The organism is Pseudomonas sp. DY-1, assembly GCF_003626975.1.
GTDB lineage: Bacteria > Pseudomonadota > Gammaproteobacteria > Pseudomonadales > Pseudomonadaceae > Metapseudomonas.
Genome location: NZ_CP032616.1, coordinates 3,763,397 through 3,781,268 on the forward strand (window position 1 = coordinate 3,763,397; position 17,872 = coordinate 3,781,268).

At 64.0% G+C, this 17,872-nt stretch carries 15 protein-coding genes and 1 pseudogene; 7 read left to right on the plus strand and 9 right to left on the minus strand.

Annotated elements, in window-relative coordinates; translation table 11 throughout:
* Positions 1–93: 93 nt before the first annotated feature.
* Both D6Z43_RS17840 and D6Z43_RS17845 read left to right on the plus strand, forming a co-directional pair.
* Complete coding sequence (locus tag D6Z43_RS17840; protein WP_120653423.1) at positions 94–2,271, plus strand: malate synthase G; 2,178 nt, start codon at positions 94–96, stop codon at positions 2,269–2,271.
* A 340-nt stretch (positions 2,272–2,611) separates the two neighbouring features.
* On the plus strand, positions 2,612–4,132 hold the full coding sequence (locus D6Z43_RS17845; RefSeq protein WP_120653424.1) for an NCS1 family nucleobase:cation symporter-1: 1,521 nt from the start codon (positions 2,612–2,614) through the stop codon (positions 4,130–4,132).
* 143 nt (positions 4,133–4,275) lie between these two features.
* Here D6Z43_RS17845 and D6Z43_RS17850 read toward each other — a convergent pair.
* A pseudogene (locus tag D6Z43_RS17850) lies at positions 4,276–4,707 on the minus strand (response regulator); the annotation flags it as partial.
* A 249-nt stretch (positions 4,708–4,956) separates the two neighbouring features.
* On the opposite strand from D6Z43_RS17850, the gene D6Z43_RS17855 reads away from it, so the two are divergent.
* The 4 genes from D6Z43_RS17855 (at position 4,957) to D6Z43_RS17870 (ending at position 9,446) form a co-directional block, all read left to right on the plus strand.
* Positions 4,957–6,891, plus strand: a complete 1,935-nt coding sequence (locus tag D6Z43_RS17855; RefSeq protein ID WP_120653426.1) for a putative nucleotidyltransferase substrate binding domain-containing protein — start codon at positions 4,957–4,959, stop codon at positions 6,889–6,891.
* On the plus strand, positions 6,888–7,592 hold the full coding sequence (locus tag D6Z43_RS17860; protein WP_120653427.1) for a PolC-type DNA polymerase III: 705 nt from the start codon (positions 6,888–6,890) through the stop codon (positions 7,590–7,592). The genes D6Z43_RS17855 and D6Z43_RS17860 overlap by 4 nt, the downstream gene beginning before the upstream one ends.
* 84 nt (positions 7,593–7,676) lie before the next feature.
* The gene (locus D6Z43_RS17865; protein ID WP_120653428.1) at positions 7,677–8,627 is read left to right on the plus strand and encodes a lyase; all 951 of its coding nucleotides are present in this window, start codon (positions 7,677–7,679) and stop codon (positions 8,625–8,627) included.
* Between the two features lie 195 nt (positions 8,628–8,822).
* Entirely contained in the window at positions 8,823–9,446 is a 624-nt protein-coding gene (locus D6Z43_RS17870) for a glutathione S-transferase family protein (RefSeq protein WP_120653429.1), read from the plus strand.
* A 98-nt stretch (positions 9,447–9,544) separates the two neighbouring features.
* Here D6Z43_RS17870 and D6Z43_RS17875 read toward each other — a convergent pair whose 3' ends face one another.
* The 7 genes from D6Z43_RS17875 to D6Z43_RS17905 all read right to left on the minus strand — a co-directional run bounded on the left by D6Z43_RS17875 (position 9,545) and on the right by D6Z43_RS17905 (position 16,126).
* Positions 9,545–9,862 carry a hypothetical protein gene (locus D6Z43_RS17875; protein ID WP_120653430.1) on the minus strand — a complete coding sequence of 106 codons (318 nt, stop codon included), beginning with the start codon at positions 9,860–9,862 and terminating at the stop codon, positions 9,545–9,547.
* Positions 9,863–9,874: 12 nt separating this feature from the next.
* Positions 9,875–11,224 carry a cell envelope integrity protein CreD gene (gene creD / locus D6Z43_RS17880; protein WP_120653431.1) on the minus strand — a complete coding sequence of 450 codons (1,350 nt, stop codon included), beginning with the start codon at positions 11,222–11,224 and terminating at the stop codon, positions 9,875–9,877.
* 290 nt (positions 11,225–11,514) lie between these two features.
* The gene (locus tag D6Z43_RS17885) at positions 11,515–11,949 is read right to left on the minus strand and encodes a CBS domain-containing protein (RefSeq protein ID WP_120653432.1); all 435 of its coding nucleotides are present in this window, start codon (positions 11,947–11,949) and stop codon (positions 11,515–11,517) included.
* Positions 11,950–12,135: 186 nt separating this feature from the next.
* Entirely contained in the window at positions 12,136–13,566 is a 1,431-nt protein-coding gene (gene creC / locus D6Z43_RS17890; protein ID WP_120653433.1) for a two-component system sensor histidine kinase CreC, read from the minus strand.
* Positions 13,566–14,252, minus strand: a complete 687-nt coding sequence (gene creB / locus D6Z43_RS17895; protein WP_120653434.1) for a two-component system response regulator CreB — start codon at positions 14,250–14,252, stop codon at positions 13,566–13,568. The genes creC and creB overlap by 1 nt, the downstream gene beginning before the upstream one ends.
* A 59-nt stretch (positions 14,253–14,311) precedes the next feature.
* Positions 14,312–14,824 carry an ATP-dependent zinc protease gene (locus D6Z43_RS17900; protein WP_120653435.1) on the minus strand — a complete coding sequence of 171 codons (513 nt, stop codon included), beginning with the start codon at positions 14,822–14,824 and terminating at the stop codon, positions 14,312–14,314.
* Positions 14,825–14,887: 63 nt separating this feature from the next.
* Positions 14,888–16,126: an HD-GYP domain-containing protein gene (locus tag D6Z43_RS17905; protein WP_120653436.1), complete on the minus strand. Its 1,239-nt coding sequence runs from the start codon at positions 16,124–16,126 to the stop codon at positions 14,888–14,890.
* A gap of 153 nt (positions 16,127–16,279) precedes the next feature.
* Here D6Z43_RS17905 and D6Z43_RS17910 point away from each other — a divergent pair, with 153 nt between their 5' ends.
* Complete coding sequence (locus D6Z43_RS17910) at positions 16,280–17,173, plus strand: acyltransferase (RefSeq protein ID WP_120653437.1); 894 nt, start codon at positions 16,280–16,282, stop codon at positions 17,171–17,173.
* A gap of 28 nt (positions 17,174–17,201) precedes the next feature.
* On the opposite strand, the gene D6Z43_RS17915 is transcribed toward D6Z43_RS17910, so the two are convergent.
* Positions 17,202–17,834: a DUF2780 domain-containing protein gene (locus D6Z43_RS17915; protein ID WP_120653438.1), complete on the minus strand. Its 633-nt coding sequence runs from the start codon at positions 17,832–17,834 to the stop codon at positions 17,202–17,204.
* Positions 17,835–17,872: the final 38 nt, after the last annotated feature.

A 17,872-nucleotide genomic window follows, 5' to 3' on the forward strand; every position in this document is an offset into this window, starting at 1 on the left:
TTTTCACAACGGCTTCATGTAGTATGCCGCGCTTCGGACTACAAGAAGGGAAACCCCCGGTCCGAGCGGATATTGAGCAGAGTGAGGCAAGCAATGACTGAGCGCGTTCAAGTCGGTGGCCTTCAGGTCGCCAGAGTCCTGTTTGACTTCGTGAACAACGAAGCCATCCCCGGAACCGGCATTGCCGCCGAGAAGTTCTGGGCCGGTGTGGAAGCCGTCATCAACGACCTGGCTCCGAAGAACAAAGCCCTCCTCGCCAAACGCGATGAACTGCAGGCCAAGATCGACGCCTGGCACCAGGCGCGTGCCGGCCAGGCCCACGACGCAGTGGCCTATAAAGCGTTCCTCCAGGAGATCGGCTACCTGCTGCCGGAACCGGCAGACTTCCAGGCCACTACCCAGAATGTCGACGAAGAGATCGCCACCATGGCCGGCCCGCAGCTGGTCGTACCGGTGATGAACGCTCGCTTCGCCCTGAACGCCGCCAACGCGCGTTGGGGTTCGCTCTACGACGCCCTCTATGGCACCGACGCCATCAGCGAAGAAGGTGGCGCCGAGAAGGGCAAGGGCTACAACAAGGTTCGCGGTGACAAGGTGATCGCCTTCGCCCGCGCCTTCCTCGACGAGGCCGCGCCGCTGGAAGGCGCCTCCCACGTCGATGCCACCGCTTATGCAGTGAAGAACGGCCAACTGGCCGTGACCCTGAAGAACGGCAACGAAGTCGGCCTGAAGAGTGCCGCCCAGTTCATCGCACTTCAGGGCGACGCTGCCAAGCCCGCCGCTGTGCTGCTGAAGAACAACGGCCTGCACTTCGAAATCCAGATCGATCCGACCAGCCCCATCGGCCAGACCGACGCCGCTGGCGTGAAAGACGTGCTGATGGAATCCGCGCTGACCACCATCATGGACTGCGAAGACTCCGTCGCCGCCGTCGATGCCGACGACAAGGTCGTGGTCTACCGCAACTGGCTCGGCCTCATGAAGGGCGACCTGGCTGAATCCGTCAGCAAGGGTGGCCAGACCTTCACCCGCACCATGAACCCGGACCGCGTCTACACCAAGGCCGACGGCACCGAGCTGACCCTGCACGGCCGCTCCCTGCTGTTCGTGCGTAACGTCGGTCACCTGATGACCAACCCGGCCATCCTCGACGCCGCTGGCAACGAAGTACCGGAAGGCATCCAGGACGGTCTGTTCACCGGCCTGATCGCACTGCACAACCTGAAGGGCAACACCAGCCGCAAGAACACCCGCACCGGCTCGATGTACATCGTGAAGCCGAAGATGCACGGTCCGGAAGAAGTGGCCTTCGCCACCGAAATCTTCGGCCGCGTGGAAGACGTGCTGGGCCTGCCGCGCAACACCCTGAAGGTCGGCATCATGGACGAAGAGCGCCGCACCACCGTCAACCTGAAGGCCTGTATCCAGGCCGCCGCCGAGCGCGTGGTGTTCATCAACACCGGCTTCCTCGACCGTACCGGTGACGAAATCCACACCTCCATGGAAGCCGGCGCCATGGTGCGCAAGGGCGCCATGAAAGCCGAAAAGTGGATCGGTTCCTACGAGAACAACAACGTCGACGTCGGCCTCGCCACCGGCCTGCAAGGCAAGGCGCAGATCGGCAAAGGCATGTGGGCCATGCCGGACCTGATGGCCGCCATGCTCGAGCAGAAGATCGGCCACCCGCTGGCCGGCGCGAATACCGCCTGGGTACCTTCGCCGACCGCCGCCACCTTGCACGCGCTGCACTACCACAAGGTCGACGTGTTCGCCCGTCAGGCCGAACTGGCCAAGCGCGCCGCCGCCTCGGTGGATGACATCCTGACCATCCCGCTGGCACCGAACACCAACTGGAGCGCCGAAGAGATCCAGAACGAACTGGACAACAACGCCCAGGGCATCCTCGGTTATGTAGTGCGCTGGATCGACCAGGGCGTCGGCTGCTCCAAGGTGCCGGACATCAACGATGTCGGCCTGATGGAAGACCGCGCCACCCTGCGTATCTCCAGCCAGCTGCTAGCCAACTGGCTGCGCCACGGCATCGTCAGCCAGGCCCAGATCGTCGAGAGCCTGGAGCGCATGGCCGCAGTGGTCGACCGCCAGAACGCCAACGACCCGCTGTACCGCCCGATGGCGCCGAACTTTGCCGACAACGTGGCCTTCCAGGCCGCGCTGGAACTGGTAGTGGAAGGCACCAAGCAGCCCAACGGCTACACCGAGCCGGTCCTGCACCGTCGTCGCCGTGAGTTCAAGGCTAAGAACGGGATCTAAGGTCCGCTCATGAAAAAACCGCCCTTCGGGGCGGTTTTTTCTTGCCCGCGAAAAAGTAGCGCGGGCATCGACGTAACTATTGCATACAAAACTTGTGTACAAAATCCCCACTTTCAACCTCAGTCCATCGCACGCAAATCTGACTCGCAAGTCAATGAAATACAAAGATAAATCTCCGATGAACGGATGAAGTACGCGCCATAACTGGGCTGGAGATGACCTCAAGTGGTGCACATCAGGCGCGGCATCACCCCCAGAATCATCGCCCCCACCGGGTGGCACGAAACTGGCTTGCATACAAAAAACACAAAAACAGTGCACACAAGTTCACGGAGGCCCCATGGCGCCCACCCCACTCTCCGCTGCTACCCCGCTCGATGCCCCATCCGCCGATTCAGTGGCTCCAGGTGCGGTCGCCCTGAGCCCGCGCCTGTATAGCGCCGACCTGGCGCCAACCCGCGCGGCAAATCGCACTTGGGGGCGCTACAGCCTGTTCGCGTTGTGGACCAACGATGTGCACAACATCGCCAACTATTCCTTCGCCATCGGCCTCTTTGCCTTGGGCATGAGTGGCGCGCAGATCCTTGCGGCCTTCGCCCTTGGCGCGTTGGTGATCTATGGACTGATGAACCTTTCCGGCTATATGGGCCAGAAAACCGGCCTCCCCTACCCCGTGATGTGCCGGATCAGCTTCGGTATCCACGGCGCACAGGTTCCGGCGCTCATCCGCGCAGTCATCGCCATCGCCTGGTTCGGCATCCAGACCTACCTTGCCTCGGTCGTACTGCGCGTACTGCTGGCCGCTGTGGCGCCGGGACTGCGCGAGCTCGACCAGGATTCGATTCTCGGCCTGTCGACACTCGGCTGGATCACCTTCCTCGGCATCTGGTCCGTGCAGCTGGTGATCTTCGCCTATGGCATGGAGATGGTGCGCCGTTACGAATCCTTCGCCGGGCCGGTGATCCTGGTGACCTTCGCCGCCCTGGCCTTCTGGATGTACCAGCGCAGCGGCTTTTCCATCACCTGGTCCACCGGTGAAGGCTACAGTGGCTCGACGATGTGGTTGAAAGTGCTGGGCGCAGCCGCACTCTGGGTGTCGCTCTACGGCACCATGATTCTGAATTTCTGCGATTTCACTCGTAACTGCCCGGACCGCCGCACCATCAGCGTGGGTAACTTCTGGGGGTTGCCGGTGAACATGCTGGGCTTTGCGTTTATTGCAGTGGTGCTTGCCGGTGCGCAGTTCAGCATCGACGGCAAGCTGGTGCAGAGCCCGACCGAGATCGTCGCCAGCATCCCCAACACCGCAGGCCTGGTGCTGGCCTGCCTGGCCTTCCTGATCGTCACCGTGGCGGTAAACATCATGGCCAACTTCGTCGCCCCGGCCTACGTGCTCACCAACCTGGCGCCGAAATTACTGAACTTCCGGCGCGCCGGCCTGCTCAGCGCCACCATCGCAGTGCTCATCCTGCCCTGGCACCTGTACAACAGCCCGGCGGTGATCCTGTATTTCCTCGGCGGCCTCGGCGCCCTGCTCGGCCCGCTGTACGGGATCATCGTCACCGACTACTACCTTGTGCGCCGCGGTCGGGTGAATCTGCCAGAGCTCTACAGTGAAAGTCGCGACGCCGCTTACCACTATCGTCGCGGCGTCAACCTTCGGGCGGTAGCGGCGTTCATCCCATCGGCGCTGATCGCCATCGTGCTGGCACTGCTACCCGCGTTCGAGTCCCTGTCGCAGTTCTCCTGGTTCTTCGGTGCCGGCCTTGGCGCACTGATCCACTACGCCATCGCCGAGCGCCACGCAGAGCACCCGGATGTATCCGGCGAAGAGATTGCAGTGGACAGCGCTCACCACTGAGGCGCGGTGACAGACATAAAAAAACCGCCTGTCCCTGGCGGTTTTTTTCAGGCGCTTTTCAGCGCGATGACTTTCGCTTTGGCTTTCGCTTTCGCCGGCCTGGGGCGCACCTCGGGTGGCGGAGCCTTGGGTTCGGGCGGGGTACCCAGCTCATTGCGTACCAGGTTGGTGAGACGGCTCATGTCCACCGGTTTGAGCATGAAATCGACCACCTTCATGTGCATCGCCTCGATGGCGTCCTGCACGTCGGCGTCGCCGGAAATGATAATGACCGGGAGGGTCGCCCGAGCCGACTGGCGCACCTGGCGCACCAGCTCGAGGCCGCTGCCGCATTGCATGTGCAGTTCGGTGATCATCAGGCCGATGGAGGGACGGGTGACCAGCAGCGCCAGAGCCTCTTCGCCACTTTCGGCGGTGATGCACGGAATCCCCTGGGCAACCAGCGTATCGGCCAGGACATCGCGCCCGGACTCGTCGTCATCCACCAGCAGAACACTGGGCGGCGCGCTGGGTACGCGCATGATTTCATCAAGCGCTTGCAGCTCGGCTTCGCTCAGCAGGTCACCGTAACTCATGGGGTCGTTCCTCGAAGGGGCCTTCCATAGCAGGCCCAACTCCCCTCACTAGTAGCTTTAGCACGGGGCACGCTGGTCGGATACGCAAAATGCAAGCAAGTTCCCGTGCAGAATGCAGCATCCGCCGAACGGTAGCGGCCTATCGGGATTTCCGACGATCTGCCTGCACACCCTTAGACTTACGTCCAATTTGTGTCCCCTGCCGCCACGCGCAGCATGACTCTCCTAACAAGAACGACGGGCAACAAGATGACCAAGGCAGACGCCTTCGCCCAGGCCGGCAAACAAGCGGTGCTGCAGAACGTCCATGGCACCATGGAGTTCCTGCAGAAGTACCCGCCCTTCAATCAGATGGAAAGCGCCCACCTCGCCTTTCTCGTCGAGCATTGCCTGCTGCGTTTCTATGCGGCGGGTGAATCCATCCTCAAGCCCCAGGATGGGCCGGTGGAGCACTTCTATATCGTCAAGCAAGGGCGTGTTGTGGGCGAACGCCCGCATTCGGCGCGACGCGGTACCGAGACCACTTTCGAGATCGCCAGCGGCGAATGCTTCCCACTGGCAGCCCTGCTCGGCGAGCGCGCCACCCGAACGGAGCACCTGGCCGGCGAAGACACCTTCTGCCTGCTGCTGGGCAAGGCCGCCTTCATAAAGCTGTTCGCCCTTTCCAACCCCTTCCGCGACTTCGCACTGCGCGGTGTCAGCAGCCTGCTCGATCAGGTCAACCAGCAGGTCCAGCTGCGTGCAGCGGAAACCCTTGGTGCCCAGTACTCTCTGGATTCCCGCCTGGGTGAGCTGGCGGTGCGTCACCCCATCGCCTGCCTGCCAGAACTGCCGCTGCGCGACGCGGTACGACTGATGCACGAGCAGCAGGTGGGCAGCATCGTGATCATCGACGCCAGACAGCGACCGCTGGGCATCTTCACTTTGCGCGACCTGCGCCGGGTGATCGCCGACGCCAGCGCCGACCTGGCCCAACCCATCGCCGAAGTCATGACCCAGGCACCCTTCCACCTGCCACCTGAAGCCAGTGCCTTCGACGCAGCCCTCGCCATGACCGAGCGGCATATTGCCCATGTCTGCGTGGTCAGCGACGAGCGCCTGCTGGGTGTGGTTTCCGAGCGGGACCTGTTCTCCCTGCAACGGGTCGACCTGGTGCACCTGGCGCGCACTATCCGCCACGCAGGCCGGGTCGAGACCCTGGCTGCCCTGCGGGGAGAAATCCAGCGCCTGGTGGACAGCATGCTCGCCCACGGCGCCAGTTCGACGCAGATCACCCGCATCATCACCCTGCTCAACGACCACACCGTGTGCCGCGTCATCGAGCTGGCCCTCGAAGAAATGGGCGACCCGGGCATCCCCTTCACCTGGCTCTGTTTCGGCAGCGAAGGCCGCTGCGAACAGACCCTGCATACCGACCAGGACAACGGAATCCTCTTCGAAGCTGCCGATGCGGTGGAGGCCGCCGCCATTCGCGGCCGCCTGTTGCCGCTTGCCGAGCGCATCAACCAATCCCTCGCACAATGCGGATTCGAGCTCTGCAAGGGCGGGATCATGGCCGGCAACCCCCAGCTCTGCCTGTCCCGCAGCGAATGGAGTCGGCGCTTCGCCAGCTTCGTCCGCGACGCAACGCCGGAAAACCTGCTGGGCTCCTCCATCTACTTCGACCTGCGCGCGGTGTGGGGCCCCACCGAGGGTTGCGCGGCATTGCAGCGGGAACTGCTGGTACTGGTGGCCGACAACAGCCTGTTCCAGCGCATGCTGGCCGACAACGCCCTGCGCCAGCGCCCGCCAGTGGGTCGATTCCGAGATTTCGTGGTCGCTCGCAAGGGCGCCGAAAAAGACACCCTCGACCTCAAGGTGCAGGGACTGACTCCCTTCGTCGACGGAGCCCGGCTGCTGGCGCTGGCCCACGGCATCAGCGCCTGCGGCACCCTGGAGCGCCTGCGTCAGCTGGTGGAGCGTGAGGTAGTGGACGCCCAGGACGGTGCTGCCTATGAAGAGGCCTATCACTTCATCCAACAGACCCGCATGCAGCAGCACCAGCACCAGGCGCGGCAAGGGTTGCCGTACTCCAACCGGCTCGACCCGGATACCCTCAATCACCTGGATCGGCGCATCCTGCGCGAGTCGTTCCGGCAGGCCCAGCGCCTGCAGTCCAGCCTGGCGCTACGCTATCAGCTATGAATGGTTTCCCCTGGTTCTCCCGCCGCACGCCACTGGCCCCGGACATGGCAGCCCGTCGCGACCGCCTGCCTGACCCGCAGGCACTGGACGCACGTCCCCTGCGCCAGCAGCGCTTCGTGGTCCTCGACCTGGAAACCAGCGGCCTGAACATGAGCCGGGATCTGGTGCTGTCCATAGGTGCGGTGAGCATCGACGACGGCGCCATCGACCTGGGCAATCAGTTCGAGTGCACCCTGCAACGCGAAACCGGCAAGCTGAACGCCAGCGTGCTGATCCATGGCATCGCGCCGAGCGAACTGGCAGCCGGTGTGGAGCCAGCCGAGGCTCTGCTGGGATTCATGGAGTTCCTCGGTGACAGTCCACTGCTGGCGTTCCACGCCACCTTCGATCAGCGCATGTTGAGCCGCGCCCTCAAGCAGGACCTCGACCACCGGCTGCGCCACTGCTTTCTCGACATTGCCGAACTGGCGCCCATGCTCTGCCCCGAGTCGGGAATCCGCAACGGCGGCCTGGACCAGTGGGTGGAGTACTTCGGCCTGCAAGTGCAGCAACGCCACAACGCCAGCGCCGATGCCCTGGTGACCGCCGAGATCGCCCTGATCCTCTTCAGCCGCGCTCGCCGCCAAGGCCTTGAAACCCCGGCAGCCCTGGCCTCCGCCCTCGCTCGCTGGCAACGCCGGCAGCACGTCCCCGCACTCTGAGACGTACCATCCGGTAGATTTCTTCGAACCCGCTCCGCCCCTTGGGCGTCGATTGAAGACCACCCAGGAAGCGGAGGTCTTCCCATGATCCGTCCACTCGCCCTCGCCCTGTCCGCCGCCCTGCTCTGCGGGACGGTCACGGCGGCGGATGTCACCTACTTCCCGGTGCCGGCTGGAACCAGCCCGCGTGACGTAGCGCCAGCCACTGATGGACGTGTCTGGTTCACTGCCCAGCGCGTGAGCTCAGTCGGACTGCTCGACCCCCTGACCGGAGAAACCCAGTTGATTACCCTGGGCGTAGGTGCCTCTCCCCGCGCCCTGGTGGTGGACCACGACGGCGCCGCCTGGATCACCGACCCCGGCCTGGACGCACTGGTCCGGGTCGACCCCGTAGACCTCTCCGTGCGCACCTTCCCGCTAAAGGGCAACACGACCGGCATCGACCTCGAAGGCCTGGCGATGGATCGCAACGGTGACCTCTGGTTCACCGGACAACGGGGCTTCTACGGTCGTTTCAAGCCGGCCAACAACAGCATGGAAACCTGGCCGGCACCGGGTGGCCCCGGCCCCAATGGCATCACCGTGACACCCAATGGCGAGGTCTGGTACGCCAATGAAGCCGCCCGGCACATCGGCCGGATCGACCCCGACTCCGGTAGCGCCACGCTGGTGGATGTACCAGACGAAAGTGCCGGACCTCGCCTGATCTGGAGCGACTCGCGCGGCACCCTCTGGGTCGGCGAGGCCGGCAGCGGGCGCCTGAGCCGCTTCGATCCGTTGGGAGAAACCTGGAGTAGCTGGGACATACCCGGCCGCAACGCCGATGCCCACGCACTCTACGTCGATGAGCAGGAACGGGTCTGGCTGAGCGACTATCGTGCCAACGCCATCCTTCGCTTCAACCCGTTCAGTCGTCACTTCGCCAGTTTTCCCAGCGACCGACCCGCAGCCCGCGTGACCCACCTGTCCGGGCGCACCGGGGAAGTCTGGGGAGCCGAGTCCGCCCAGGATCGCCTGGTGATGATCCGATACTGAACTGTGGGAGGAAATTTTCGAGGAGGCGGCACGGTGATCCACTAGCCAACGCAAGGCGGCCCTTCGGGTCGCTTCGCGATCGAATCGCGCCAACAAACGTGATGCCGCTCCTGCGACAGGGGTCCCACATGCCCGACAGCATTCCAATGCGGTATAACTGCGCCATTGCACCGCTGCAGACGCCGAGGAATCCGCATGAGCGCCAGCCTGACCCTGTTCTTCTCCCCTACGTCCCCCTATGTCCGCAAGGTCATGGTGCTGCTCCACGAAACCGATCAGCTGGATAGGGTCAAACTGCACGGCGTGACCCTCACACCGGTGAACCCCAGCGTCGAGGTGAACGAGCACAACCCCGCCGGCAAGATTCCCGCCCTGCAATTGCCCGACGGCAGCGTGCTGCATGACAGCCGCGTGATCCTCGACTACTTCGACCACCAGCACAGCGGTCAACCCCTGATCCCCCGTGACGGTGGAGAGCGCTGGCGGCGCCTGACCCTGGCCTCTCTTGCCGACGCGGTGCTGGATGCCGCCATCCTCGTGCGTTACGAAACCTTCCTGCGCCCGGAAGACAGGCGCTGGGACGACTGGGTGCTGGGCCAGTGCGGCAAGATCGATCGCGCCCTGGAAACCTTCGAGAAGGCCGCCGACGAACTGGACGAGCGCTTCGACGTGGCTGCCATCAGCGCCGCCTGCGCCCTGGGCTACCTGGACTTCCGCATGCCCGATCTCAACTGGCGCCGCGACTGCCCGAAACTGGCCGCCTGGTATTCAACCGTCAGCCAGCGCCCTTCGCTGCTGGCCACGGCGCCTGCCCACTGAGTTTCGCTGTGCGCGGGGCAGACAGGCGCTGAACAACCTGTCCAGCTCCGCTGCCAGCTTCGCCGCGCACTCCTGATCCTCCCGTAGCCCCAGCAACCTCATTCCACACCCCCCGATCGCCGGTACCAGAGGCGGAAGAAGCCTGCCGCCAGCACCAGCGCACCCTGGCCCAAGGCCGCGCAAAGTTCCAGGAAGGACCGCAGGGCCGGGTTGTTCGCGGCGTCCACCACGCCGGTCAGGCCCTGCCAGAAACCACCCGGAAGCAGCCACAGGGCCAGCCCCGCCAGTGGTTTTCCCGTGAACAGCCAGAGATCGATGAAACCGAAGGCGCCGGCGAACATCAGACTGCCGAGCAGCAGCACCGAAATCACCAGGCCGAGCAGGAAACAACCGCCGAATTGCACCAGTGCACGCATGGTCGCTCCTCCTCAGTTGCCGTTGGCTGGCTGGGCCCTGCCAACGCCGTACCAGTCGAGCTTGCGGGTCAGCACCATCACGCAGGCGAGCAGACCGAACACCAGCAGGGAGCCCATCAGCAGCGCATAGTCCTCTGCACTGAGCAGGCCGTAGAGCATTCCGTAGAGCGCCGCCAACCCCAGGGTGAAACCACCACCGCGCTGCCAACTGTGCAGCACGTGGCTGACATAAAACCCCACCAGCGCCACACAGGCTGACGCCGAGATGGCATAGGCAATGACGAACTCCAGGTGCTCGGACAACGACAGCAGCAACAGGTAGAAGAATGCCAGGGCCAGCCCCACCAGCCCGTACTGCACCGGGTGCACCGCCAGACGCTTGAGCACTTCCATCAGGAAGAAGCCGGCGAAGGTCAGGGCGACGAACAACAAGGCGTATTTGATGGCGCGGTCGGTCTTCAGGTACTGATCCACCGGGTCAACGAAACTCACGCCGAAGTCCCGCGAGTAGAAGGCATCGCACTGCTCACCATCGGTGCACTGCGCCAGCGCTTCCTGCAGGTTCGTGGCGAAGAAGCTGGTCTGCCAGGTAGCGCTGAAGCCGTTGGCATCGATGTTGCGCTCGCTCGGCAGGAACTCGCCGATGAAGCTCGGGTGCGGCCAGGACGAGCTCAATTCCACTCGCGAATCGCGGCCCACCGGCGTGACGCTCAGGCTGGACGTGCCCTGCAGCTTGAGGTCGAAGGCAAAGTCGAGGCTCTGCACGACGCCCGCCTGCAGCGACGCCAACGGCACATGGACGCCCCCGTTCAGCAGGCGATCGCCGCTGCCGGGCTGGAAGTCCAGGGACTGGCCGTTCAAACGCAGCTTCAGGGCATTGCCGATGCCGCGGATATCACTGATACCCACTGCCAGGAACGGCTGTTCGAAGCGGTAATCCCCGAGGTCGTCGCCGATGCCATAGTTGGCCGGAACCAGAATCTGCCCGCTGATCTGGCTGTCACTCTTGTACAGCCGCGCCTTGTAGATGCCCCGCGCACGCAGCTCGGTGTCGACGCTTCCGGCCAGGTTGAAGCGCTCCGGGAGGAAGTACAGCCGGCTGCTCACCTCGCGTTCCTCCAGATGGCGCTGGCCGGTCTGCTCGTAGGTCTTCCACTCGCGCACCGTGCGCTTGTAGGGCACCACGAGGATCGGCCCGGTGATCCGCTGGCTGTAGCTGGAACTCTGGGCGATGTTCGCCAGTACGCCATCACGCGCAGCCTGGCGTTCTCCGATCAGACCGTCGATCAGCATCAGCGGGATCATCAACAACAGCATCAACAGGGCGATGGTGCCCAGCTTGAATCCGAGGGTTCGGGTCATGGCGACTCTCCTTGTGTCGGGATGGGGAGAGTCTGCTGAGCGCCTGAGGTGGGCTTATGGGGAATGTGTGGAGAGTGTGTGGGGATTGGGAGGCAGAAGCTTGTTGCGGTGTGCTTCTTCTGTGGGGGCGAACTCATTCGCCAAGGGCAGCGCAGCTGACCCTTTTCATAACCTGCGTCCGATTTGCTCACCAGGCCCGATCGCAGGGTACGCCGTGCGCAACGGAAGTCCGCCCCATAAGCAGAGGTGCGCACAGCGCACCCTACAAGTGAGGCCAACCTGCGGTTGGGTTATGCCCCGCGAATGTACTGCTCCAGATGCTGGATCAGGCTTTCCTGTTCGGCGGTGATGTCGCGAACCAGGTCGCGGATGGAGAGCAGGCCCACCAGCTTGCCGTCGTGCAGTACAGGCAGGTGACGCAGGTTCTTTTCGGTCATCAGCTGCATGCAGTACTGGTTGCTGTCACGCGGGGTCACCACGAAGAGATTGGAGGTCATCACTTCTTCGATGGTGGTGGCATAGGCCGAACGTTCCAGCGCGGCCACACGGCGGACGAAGTCGCGCTCGGTGACGATGCCCACCAGTTCACCGCCCTGAATCACTACCAGCGCGCCAATGTCCTTCTCGGCCATCAGCAGGGCGGCTTCCAGTACGGTGGTCGTCGGGTCGACGCTGAAGAGTTGGGTATGGGATTTGGCTCTGAGAATCTCGGCGACGGTTTTCATCCAGCAGCTCCTGAAGGGCCTGAGGTTCTTGTAGTCAAAGGTCGACGCTTTGCAAAACGACTGAATCAAGAATCAAGCCAAAACCTGGTTACAGGGTGGCGACACCCGCCGAAAGTCAGGGCGTTGTCCTGGTCAATTTATAGTCGATGGTGGATACGGCCGACGTCACCGGGCGGCGGCCGCATATCAATCCACGACGGCAGGTAGTCGCAGGCAGGCTTCGACGCCACCCTCGACATTCAGTACACGCAGTTCTCCGCCATGGAGCCCGGCCACTTCCTGCACGAAATTGAGGCCGAGGCCGGTGCTCTTGCGCCCCGTTGCAGGGCGCGGCAGCGAATAGAAGCGCTCGGTGAGGCGCGGCAGCGCGAACTCGGGGATGGGTTCTCCCTGGTTGAACACGCGCAGCTCGAGCCAATCGCCCTGCTGCGCGGTTTCCAGCCGCAGCAGGCCACCGGAGGGGGTAAAGTCCAGGGCGTTGTCCAGCAGGTTCGCCAAGGCCTGGCTAAGTAGGAATCGCTCGCCGATCGCGCACAATCCTGGTGCGATCCGGTTCTCAACCTGCAAGCCCGCTGTTTCGATCCGCGCCGCCTGGGCTTGCAGCAACTCATCAGCCAGTTCGCGAAGCGGCACCGGCACCTGCTCCTCCAGCCCCTGGCGCTGCTCTACCTGGGCCAGGTTGAGCAGCCGTTCGACCAGTTGTTGCAGGCGCGCCCCCTCGTTGCCGATGTTGGCCACGAAGCGCTGCCGCTGTTCGGCCGGCATCTCGCCTTCCAATAGTTCGGCGGCGCCGCGAATGGCCGCCAACGGGCTCTTCAGCTCATGGGTCAAGGTATGCACGTAGCGCTCGACATAGGCCTTGCCTTCCAACTGGGTACGCATGCGCTCCACCGCGGTCGCCAGTTGGCGCAGCTCCCCGCCGCTCATGGCCGGCAGTTCCGCGCGCTGCCCTTCACTCACCGCCTGGGCGTAGTTGCGCAGGCGCCACAGCGAGCGGCTCAGCCACCAGGAGAGCAACCCGCCCACCAACAGGCCGAGGCCGATCAATCCGGCACCGAGCCAGGCCAGGCGTCTCTGCGAGCGCTCGATGTACGGCTGCAGCGAAGCGTTGGGCTTGGCGACCGAGACGACGCCGATGATCCGCTCGCCATCGCGGATCGGCGCGGCTACGTACATGACCGACGAATCCGGGTCGTTCGGGTCTTCCCGGCTGGAGCGCGCGCCATATTGGCCGCGCAGGGTCAGGTAGACATCGTTCCAGCGCGAATAGTCCTGGCCCACCGCTACGCCACTGGAGTCCAGTAGCACCACGCCTCGGTTGTCAGTGACGTAGATACGGTGGTTCACCTGCGTCTTGCGAACGCCCCAGATGTCCGCCCCTGGCTGACGCTGGCCGTATGCGCGCAGCAGCTCGGGCAGGCGGCCCTGGTCGAGGGTGCCGGCGCGCACCTCGTCACGCAGGATTTCTGCCAGCAGGTTGGCGGTGTCCACCAGGGTTTCCTCGGTGGTCTGCCGCACGCCCGGGCGGATTTCGTCCATCACCGTACTGAGCACGAACCAGCCGGCCAGCCCGACGAAGAGGAAGTAGGCCAGGAAGATACGAATGCCCAAAGGCATCAGGCGTGATCCGGCGAGTAGCTGTAGCCCAGGCCGCGATGGGTCTGGATGGGCTCGGCGGTTGGCGCTACCTGGCGCAGCTTGGCGCGCAGGCTCTTGATGTGGCTGTCGATGTTGCGTTCGTAGCCGGCGTCGGCGGCCACGCCCAGGGCATCCAGCAACTGTTCGCGACTGAAGACCCTTTCGGGTTGCGCCAGCAGGGCCTGGAGCAGACGGAATTCATGACGGGTCAGTCCGAGCAGCTGGCCGTGGTAGTGGATGCGCACCCGCTCTCCGTCCACCAGGAATGGCCCGCCGGCGCTGGGCGCCGCTGTCGTGTCGCGAGGGGCCGTGCGCTTGAGGATCGCACGCACGCGGGCCGCGACTTCGCGAGGACTGAAAGGCTTCACCACGTAATCGTCAGCGCCGATCTCCAGGCCAACCACCCGGTCAATTTCGGCGTTGCGCGCGGTGAGAAACAGCACCGGCACCTCGGAGAAACGCCGCAACGCCTTGCACAGTTCGAAGCCGCTGGTATCCGGCAGGCCCACGTCGAGGATGACCAGGTCCACCGCTTGCTGGCGCAGCAGTTCCAGCGCCGGTCCGCCGAGGTTGAGCCAGGTCGTGGCATTACCGTCGGCCTCAAGGGCATAGACCAGTGTGTCGGCGATGGACGATTCATCTTCGACGATGAGGATGTGCGGCATGGGCGTCCCGGCTCATGGAGGTGACAGGGGAAAGTGCCGCAGGGCACTCTCCCCGTCAATCAGCACTGCGGCTTGCCGGCGGTGAACTTGCGTCCGGCGTAGACGGCGGCCTTGAACTCGCGCAGGGCCTTGGCGCCGATCAGCAGCGGGTAGTTGAAGCTGGAACGGTCGGTGAGGTTGACCTCCACCGTACGCTTCACGCCGCCCAGGCACATCTCCATGTCCACCACCGGACGCTTGGAAATCTCCGCCGAGGGCGCTTCGTCCTCCTCGCCCAGTTCGTCGGCGCGGTTCTTGATCTTGCTCATGCGTGACAGGCGATGCTCGAACACCGTGTCATCGGCACCCTTGGTGGCGAGGCGGAAGCGCACCCATTCTTCGCCATCGCGCTTGAAGCGTTCGATGTCCTTGGCTGAAAGAGACGCGGTAAGGGCACCGGTATCCATCTTCGCCTTCATGGTCTGGCCGATCTCCGGCAGGCGCACGTACTCGTAGCGGCCGTAAAGGGTGGGTTCCTCGGCGGCGACAGCAGGCAGGGCCACCAGTGCAAGCAGGGCAATCAGGGGTTTCAACGCAGTCTCTCCTGGTTGAGGGGGTACGGTTCTGGGACTGGCCGGAGGGCCAATGGTTCGGATTCAATCGAATAGAGAGCCGCGTCCGTTTGTCACTCCGCTCCAGAGCTCATCGAGTTTCTTGAAACCCCAGTCCTCTGGCGACTCGCGGCTTTCGATGCGATCGCCCCTGGACAGGTCGACCACTTCCTGGGGAATGGGCACCTTGGATCGGGCCGAGAAGAACACCTTCACCCGAGGGGTCAACAGCGACTGCGGATGCTGCTCCAGCACCACGCCGAGGCGGCCGCTTTCCAGCCGCACCAGCGAGCCGGTGGGGTAGATTCCAACGGATTTGACGAAGGCCTGGAACACATGGGGATCGAAGTGGCCCTTGGTCCACTCGGCCATCTTGCGCAGCGCTTCGGCGGGGCTCCAGCCCTGCTTGTAGGGGCGATCGGAGGTGATGGCGTCGTACACATCGCAGATCGCCGCCATGCGCGCCAGCAGGCTGATCTTCTCGCCAGCGAGGCGATGCGGATAGCCGGTCCCGTCGAACTTCTCGTGGTGATGCAGGCAGACGTCCAGTACCGCGGCACTGACCTGACGGCTATCGAGCAGGATGCGCGCGCCGGCCGTGGGATGCTTGCGCACCTCGATGAATTCGCCATCCGTGAGTTTGTCCGGCTTGTTCAGCAGCTCCAACGGCACCGCCATCTTGCCTATGTCGTGCAGCAGGCCGGCCAGGCCCGCTTCGCGCACCTGGTCGTCAGCCATCCCCAACTGACGCGCCAGCGCCACCATCAGCGCGCAAACGGCCACCGAGTGCATGTAGGTGTATTCGTCGCTGGTCTTCAGTCGCGCCAGGCTGATCAGCGCATTGGGGTGGCGGATCACCGACTCGGTGATCTGCTCCACAAGGACGGCGGCCTGCTCCACTTCCACGGCGTGGCCCAGTCTGGCGTCGTTGAACATTGCCACCACCGCCTGCTTGGAGCGGGCGCACAGGCGCAAGGCACGGCCTACTTCCTCTTCCAGGCTGACCGGCTCGGCGGTGTGGACTGGAGCCTGCGCCTCCGCCGACTGCAACTGGCCTTCGGCCTGCGCTTCGACCTCTTCGGCGCTTTCCCCTGCGTCGACATCCAATCCCCTGGCAGTGTCGATCCAGACTTCGCCCACAGTGCTGTCGACAATGCGTTGCAGGTCCTTGCCGCTGGCCAGGAGGAAACTGGTCTTCCAGAAGGGATGGTCCATCCATGAGCCGCACAACTCCTGGATGTACATGCCGATTCGCAAATCGGCCACGGCTATTCGTTTCAGCACGTCGGGTTCGCATGGCAGGCGATATCAGGGCGACAGCATAATCCAGCTCGGCCAGCCGGACACAGGCACCTGTAGCCAGGGCTGACCGCTCGTCGCATCGGCAGCGACTGGTTATGATGGCGCGCACACCAGAGGACGAGGAGTCGAGGACCCATGCGGCCGTTGCTGACCGGAATCGCCACCACCCTGCTGCTGTTGCTCAACACCCTGATCCTGATCGGCCCGATGCTGGCCGTCGCCCTGCTCAAGCTGGTCCTGCCCGGCCAGGCACTGCGCGACGCCTGCTCACGCGGCGTGATGTGGATCGCCGAAGCCTGGGCAGAGAACTGCAAGCGTGTGTTCGCCGTGTTCACCCCGACCCACTGGGATATCCGTGGCGGCGAGGGGCTGCGCAACGACACGTCCTACCTGGTCATCAGCAACCACCAGTCCTGGGTGGACATTCCCGCGCTGGTCCAGGCCTTCAACCGCAAGGCGCCCTACTTCAAGTTCTTCCTGAAGAAGGAGCTGATCTGGGTGCCCTTCCTCGGGCTGGCCTTCTGGGCCCTCGACTACCCCTTCATGAAGCGCTACAGCAAGGCCTTCCTGGACAAACACCCGGAGATGAAGGGCAAGGACCTGGAAATCACCAAAGCCGCCTGCGAGAAGTTCAAGCGCATGCCGGTAACAGTGGTGAACTACCTCGAAGGCACCCGATTCACTCCCGTGAAACACGCCAACCAGGGTTCGCCCTACCAGTACCTGCTCAAACCCAAGGCCGGCGGCGTCGCCTTCGTCCTGGCCGCGCTGGGCGAGCAACTGGATGCCATTCTCGACGTCACCCTGATTTACCCCGGTAACGGCGTGCCGGGTTTCTGGGCGTTGCTGTCCGGCCGGGTGCCACAGGTCATCGTGGATATCCAGACCCGTCCGCTGGACCCCGCCCTGTGGCAGGGCGATTACGAGAACGATGGGGAATTCCGCCAGTACGTGCAGAACTGGGTGAGCCTGCTATGGCAGGAAAAGGACGCGCGCATCGGCCAGCTGCGTGCGCAGGTGCGGGGCTAGGCGCCGAAACGCCCGCCCGCGAGTTGCTTCAGGTCGACAGGCCATTCACCGGAACGGCCTGGCCAGCCGGATTGGCCGGGCTGGACGGCACCTGCGGTACGGTCCATTGCCAGAGGCTGCCAAGGTTCTGCAGCAGCGATTCGGCCAGGCCCTGCTGGCCGAGGAAGGACAGGATCAGCGGAGCGAACCGGCCGATCAGGCCGCTATCCATCCCCAGCGAACCGAACGCCTGGCTCACGTCAGTCATGCTGTGCATCTGCTGACCGGCGAGCACGCCGGGCTGACTGCCCAGGACGTTGCCCGACTGCTGGCCGAGCAAGCCGCCGATGCTGCTGAGCAACCCCTGGGTATTAGGATCAGTGAGCACACCTACACCCGGCACCGCCTGGTCGAGCTGGGCAAACTGGTCGGCCGGCAGATTGTTGCGCGCCAGGCCGAACAACGCGGTCAGTCCACCCAGAGCCTGCTCCGGGCTGACTTGCAACTGGCCACCCAACTGCTCCAGCAACGCCGCCGACTCCGCTGGCGCAACACCCGGTGCCGTCTCCTGATGCCCGCTCGCGGCAGCGGCGGCGACGACATCGCCCAGGGTAACGGCGAATACCGGGCTGGCCGCCAGGGTCAGCATGGTCGCCAGTGTCAGGCTTCGGGAAATGTGCATAGGTCGACCTCAAGGAAAAGTCCGCGCCGGAACACTAC

Excerpts from the sequence above, each read along its gene's own strand:
- D6Z43_RS17840 (WP_120653423.1), top strand. The coding sequence starts at position 94 with ATGACTGAGCGCGTTCAAGTCGGTGGCCTTCAGGTCGCCAGAGTCCTG.
- D6Z43_RS17845 (WP_120653424.1), top strand. The coding sequence starts at position 2,612 with ATGGCGCCCACCCCACTCTCCGCTGCTACCCCGCTCGATGCCCCATCC.
- D6Z43_RS17855 (WP_120653426.1), top strand. The coding sequence starts at position 4,957 with ATGACCAAGGCAGACGCCTTCGCCCAGGCCGGCAAACAAGCGGTGCTG.
- D6Z43_RS17860 (WP_120653427.1), top strand. The coding sequence starts at position 6,888 with ATGAATGGTTTCCCCTGGTTCTCCCGCCGCACGCCACTGGCCCCGGAC.
- D6Z43_RS17865 (WP_120653428.1), top strand. The coding sequence starts at position 7,677 with ATGATCCGTCCACTCGCCCTCGCCCTGTCCGCCGCCCTGCTCTGCGGG.
- D6Z43_RS17870 (WP_120653429.1), top strand. The coding sequence starts at position 8,823 with ATGAGCGCCAGCCTGACCCTGTTCTTCTCCCCTACGTCCCCCTATGTC.
- D6Z43_RS17875 (WP_120653430.1), bottom strand. The coding sequence starts at position 9,862 with ATGCGTGCACTGGTGCAATTCGGCGGTTGTTTCCTGCTCGGCCTGGTG.
- creD (WP_120653431.1), bottom strand. The coding sequence starts at position 11,224 with ATGACCCGAACCCTCGGATTCAAGCTGGGCACCATCGCCCTGTTGATG.
- D6Z43_RS17885 (WP_120653432.1), bottom strand. The coding sequence starts at position 11,949 with ATGAAAACCGTCGCCGAGATTCTCAGAGCCAAATCCCATACCCAACTC.
- creC (WP_120653433.1), bottom strand. The coding sequence starts at position 13,566 with ATGCCTTTGGGCATTCGTATCTTCCTGGCCTACTTCCTCTTCGTCGGG.
- creB (WP_120653434.1), bottom strand. The coding sequence starts at position 14,252 with ATGCCGCACATCCTCATCGTCGAAGATGAATCGTCCATCGCCGACACA.
- D6Z43_RS17910 (WP_120653437.1), top strand. The coding sequence starts at position 16,280 with ATGCGGCCGTTGCTGACCGGAATCGCCACCACCCTGCTGCTGTTGCTC.
- D6Z43_RS17915 (WP_120653438.1), bottom strand. The coding sequence starts at position 17,834 with ATGCACATTTCCCGAAGCCTGACACTGGCGACCATGCTGACCCTGGCG.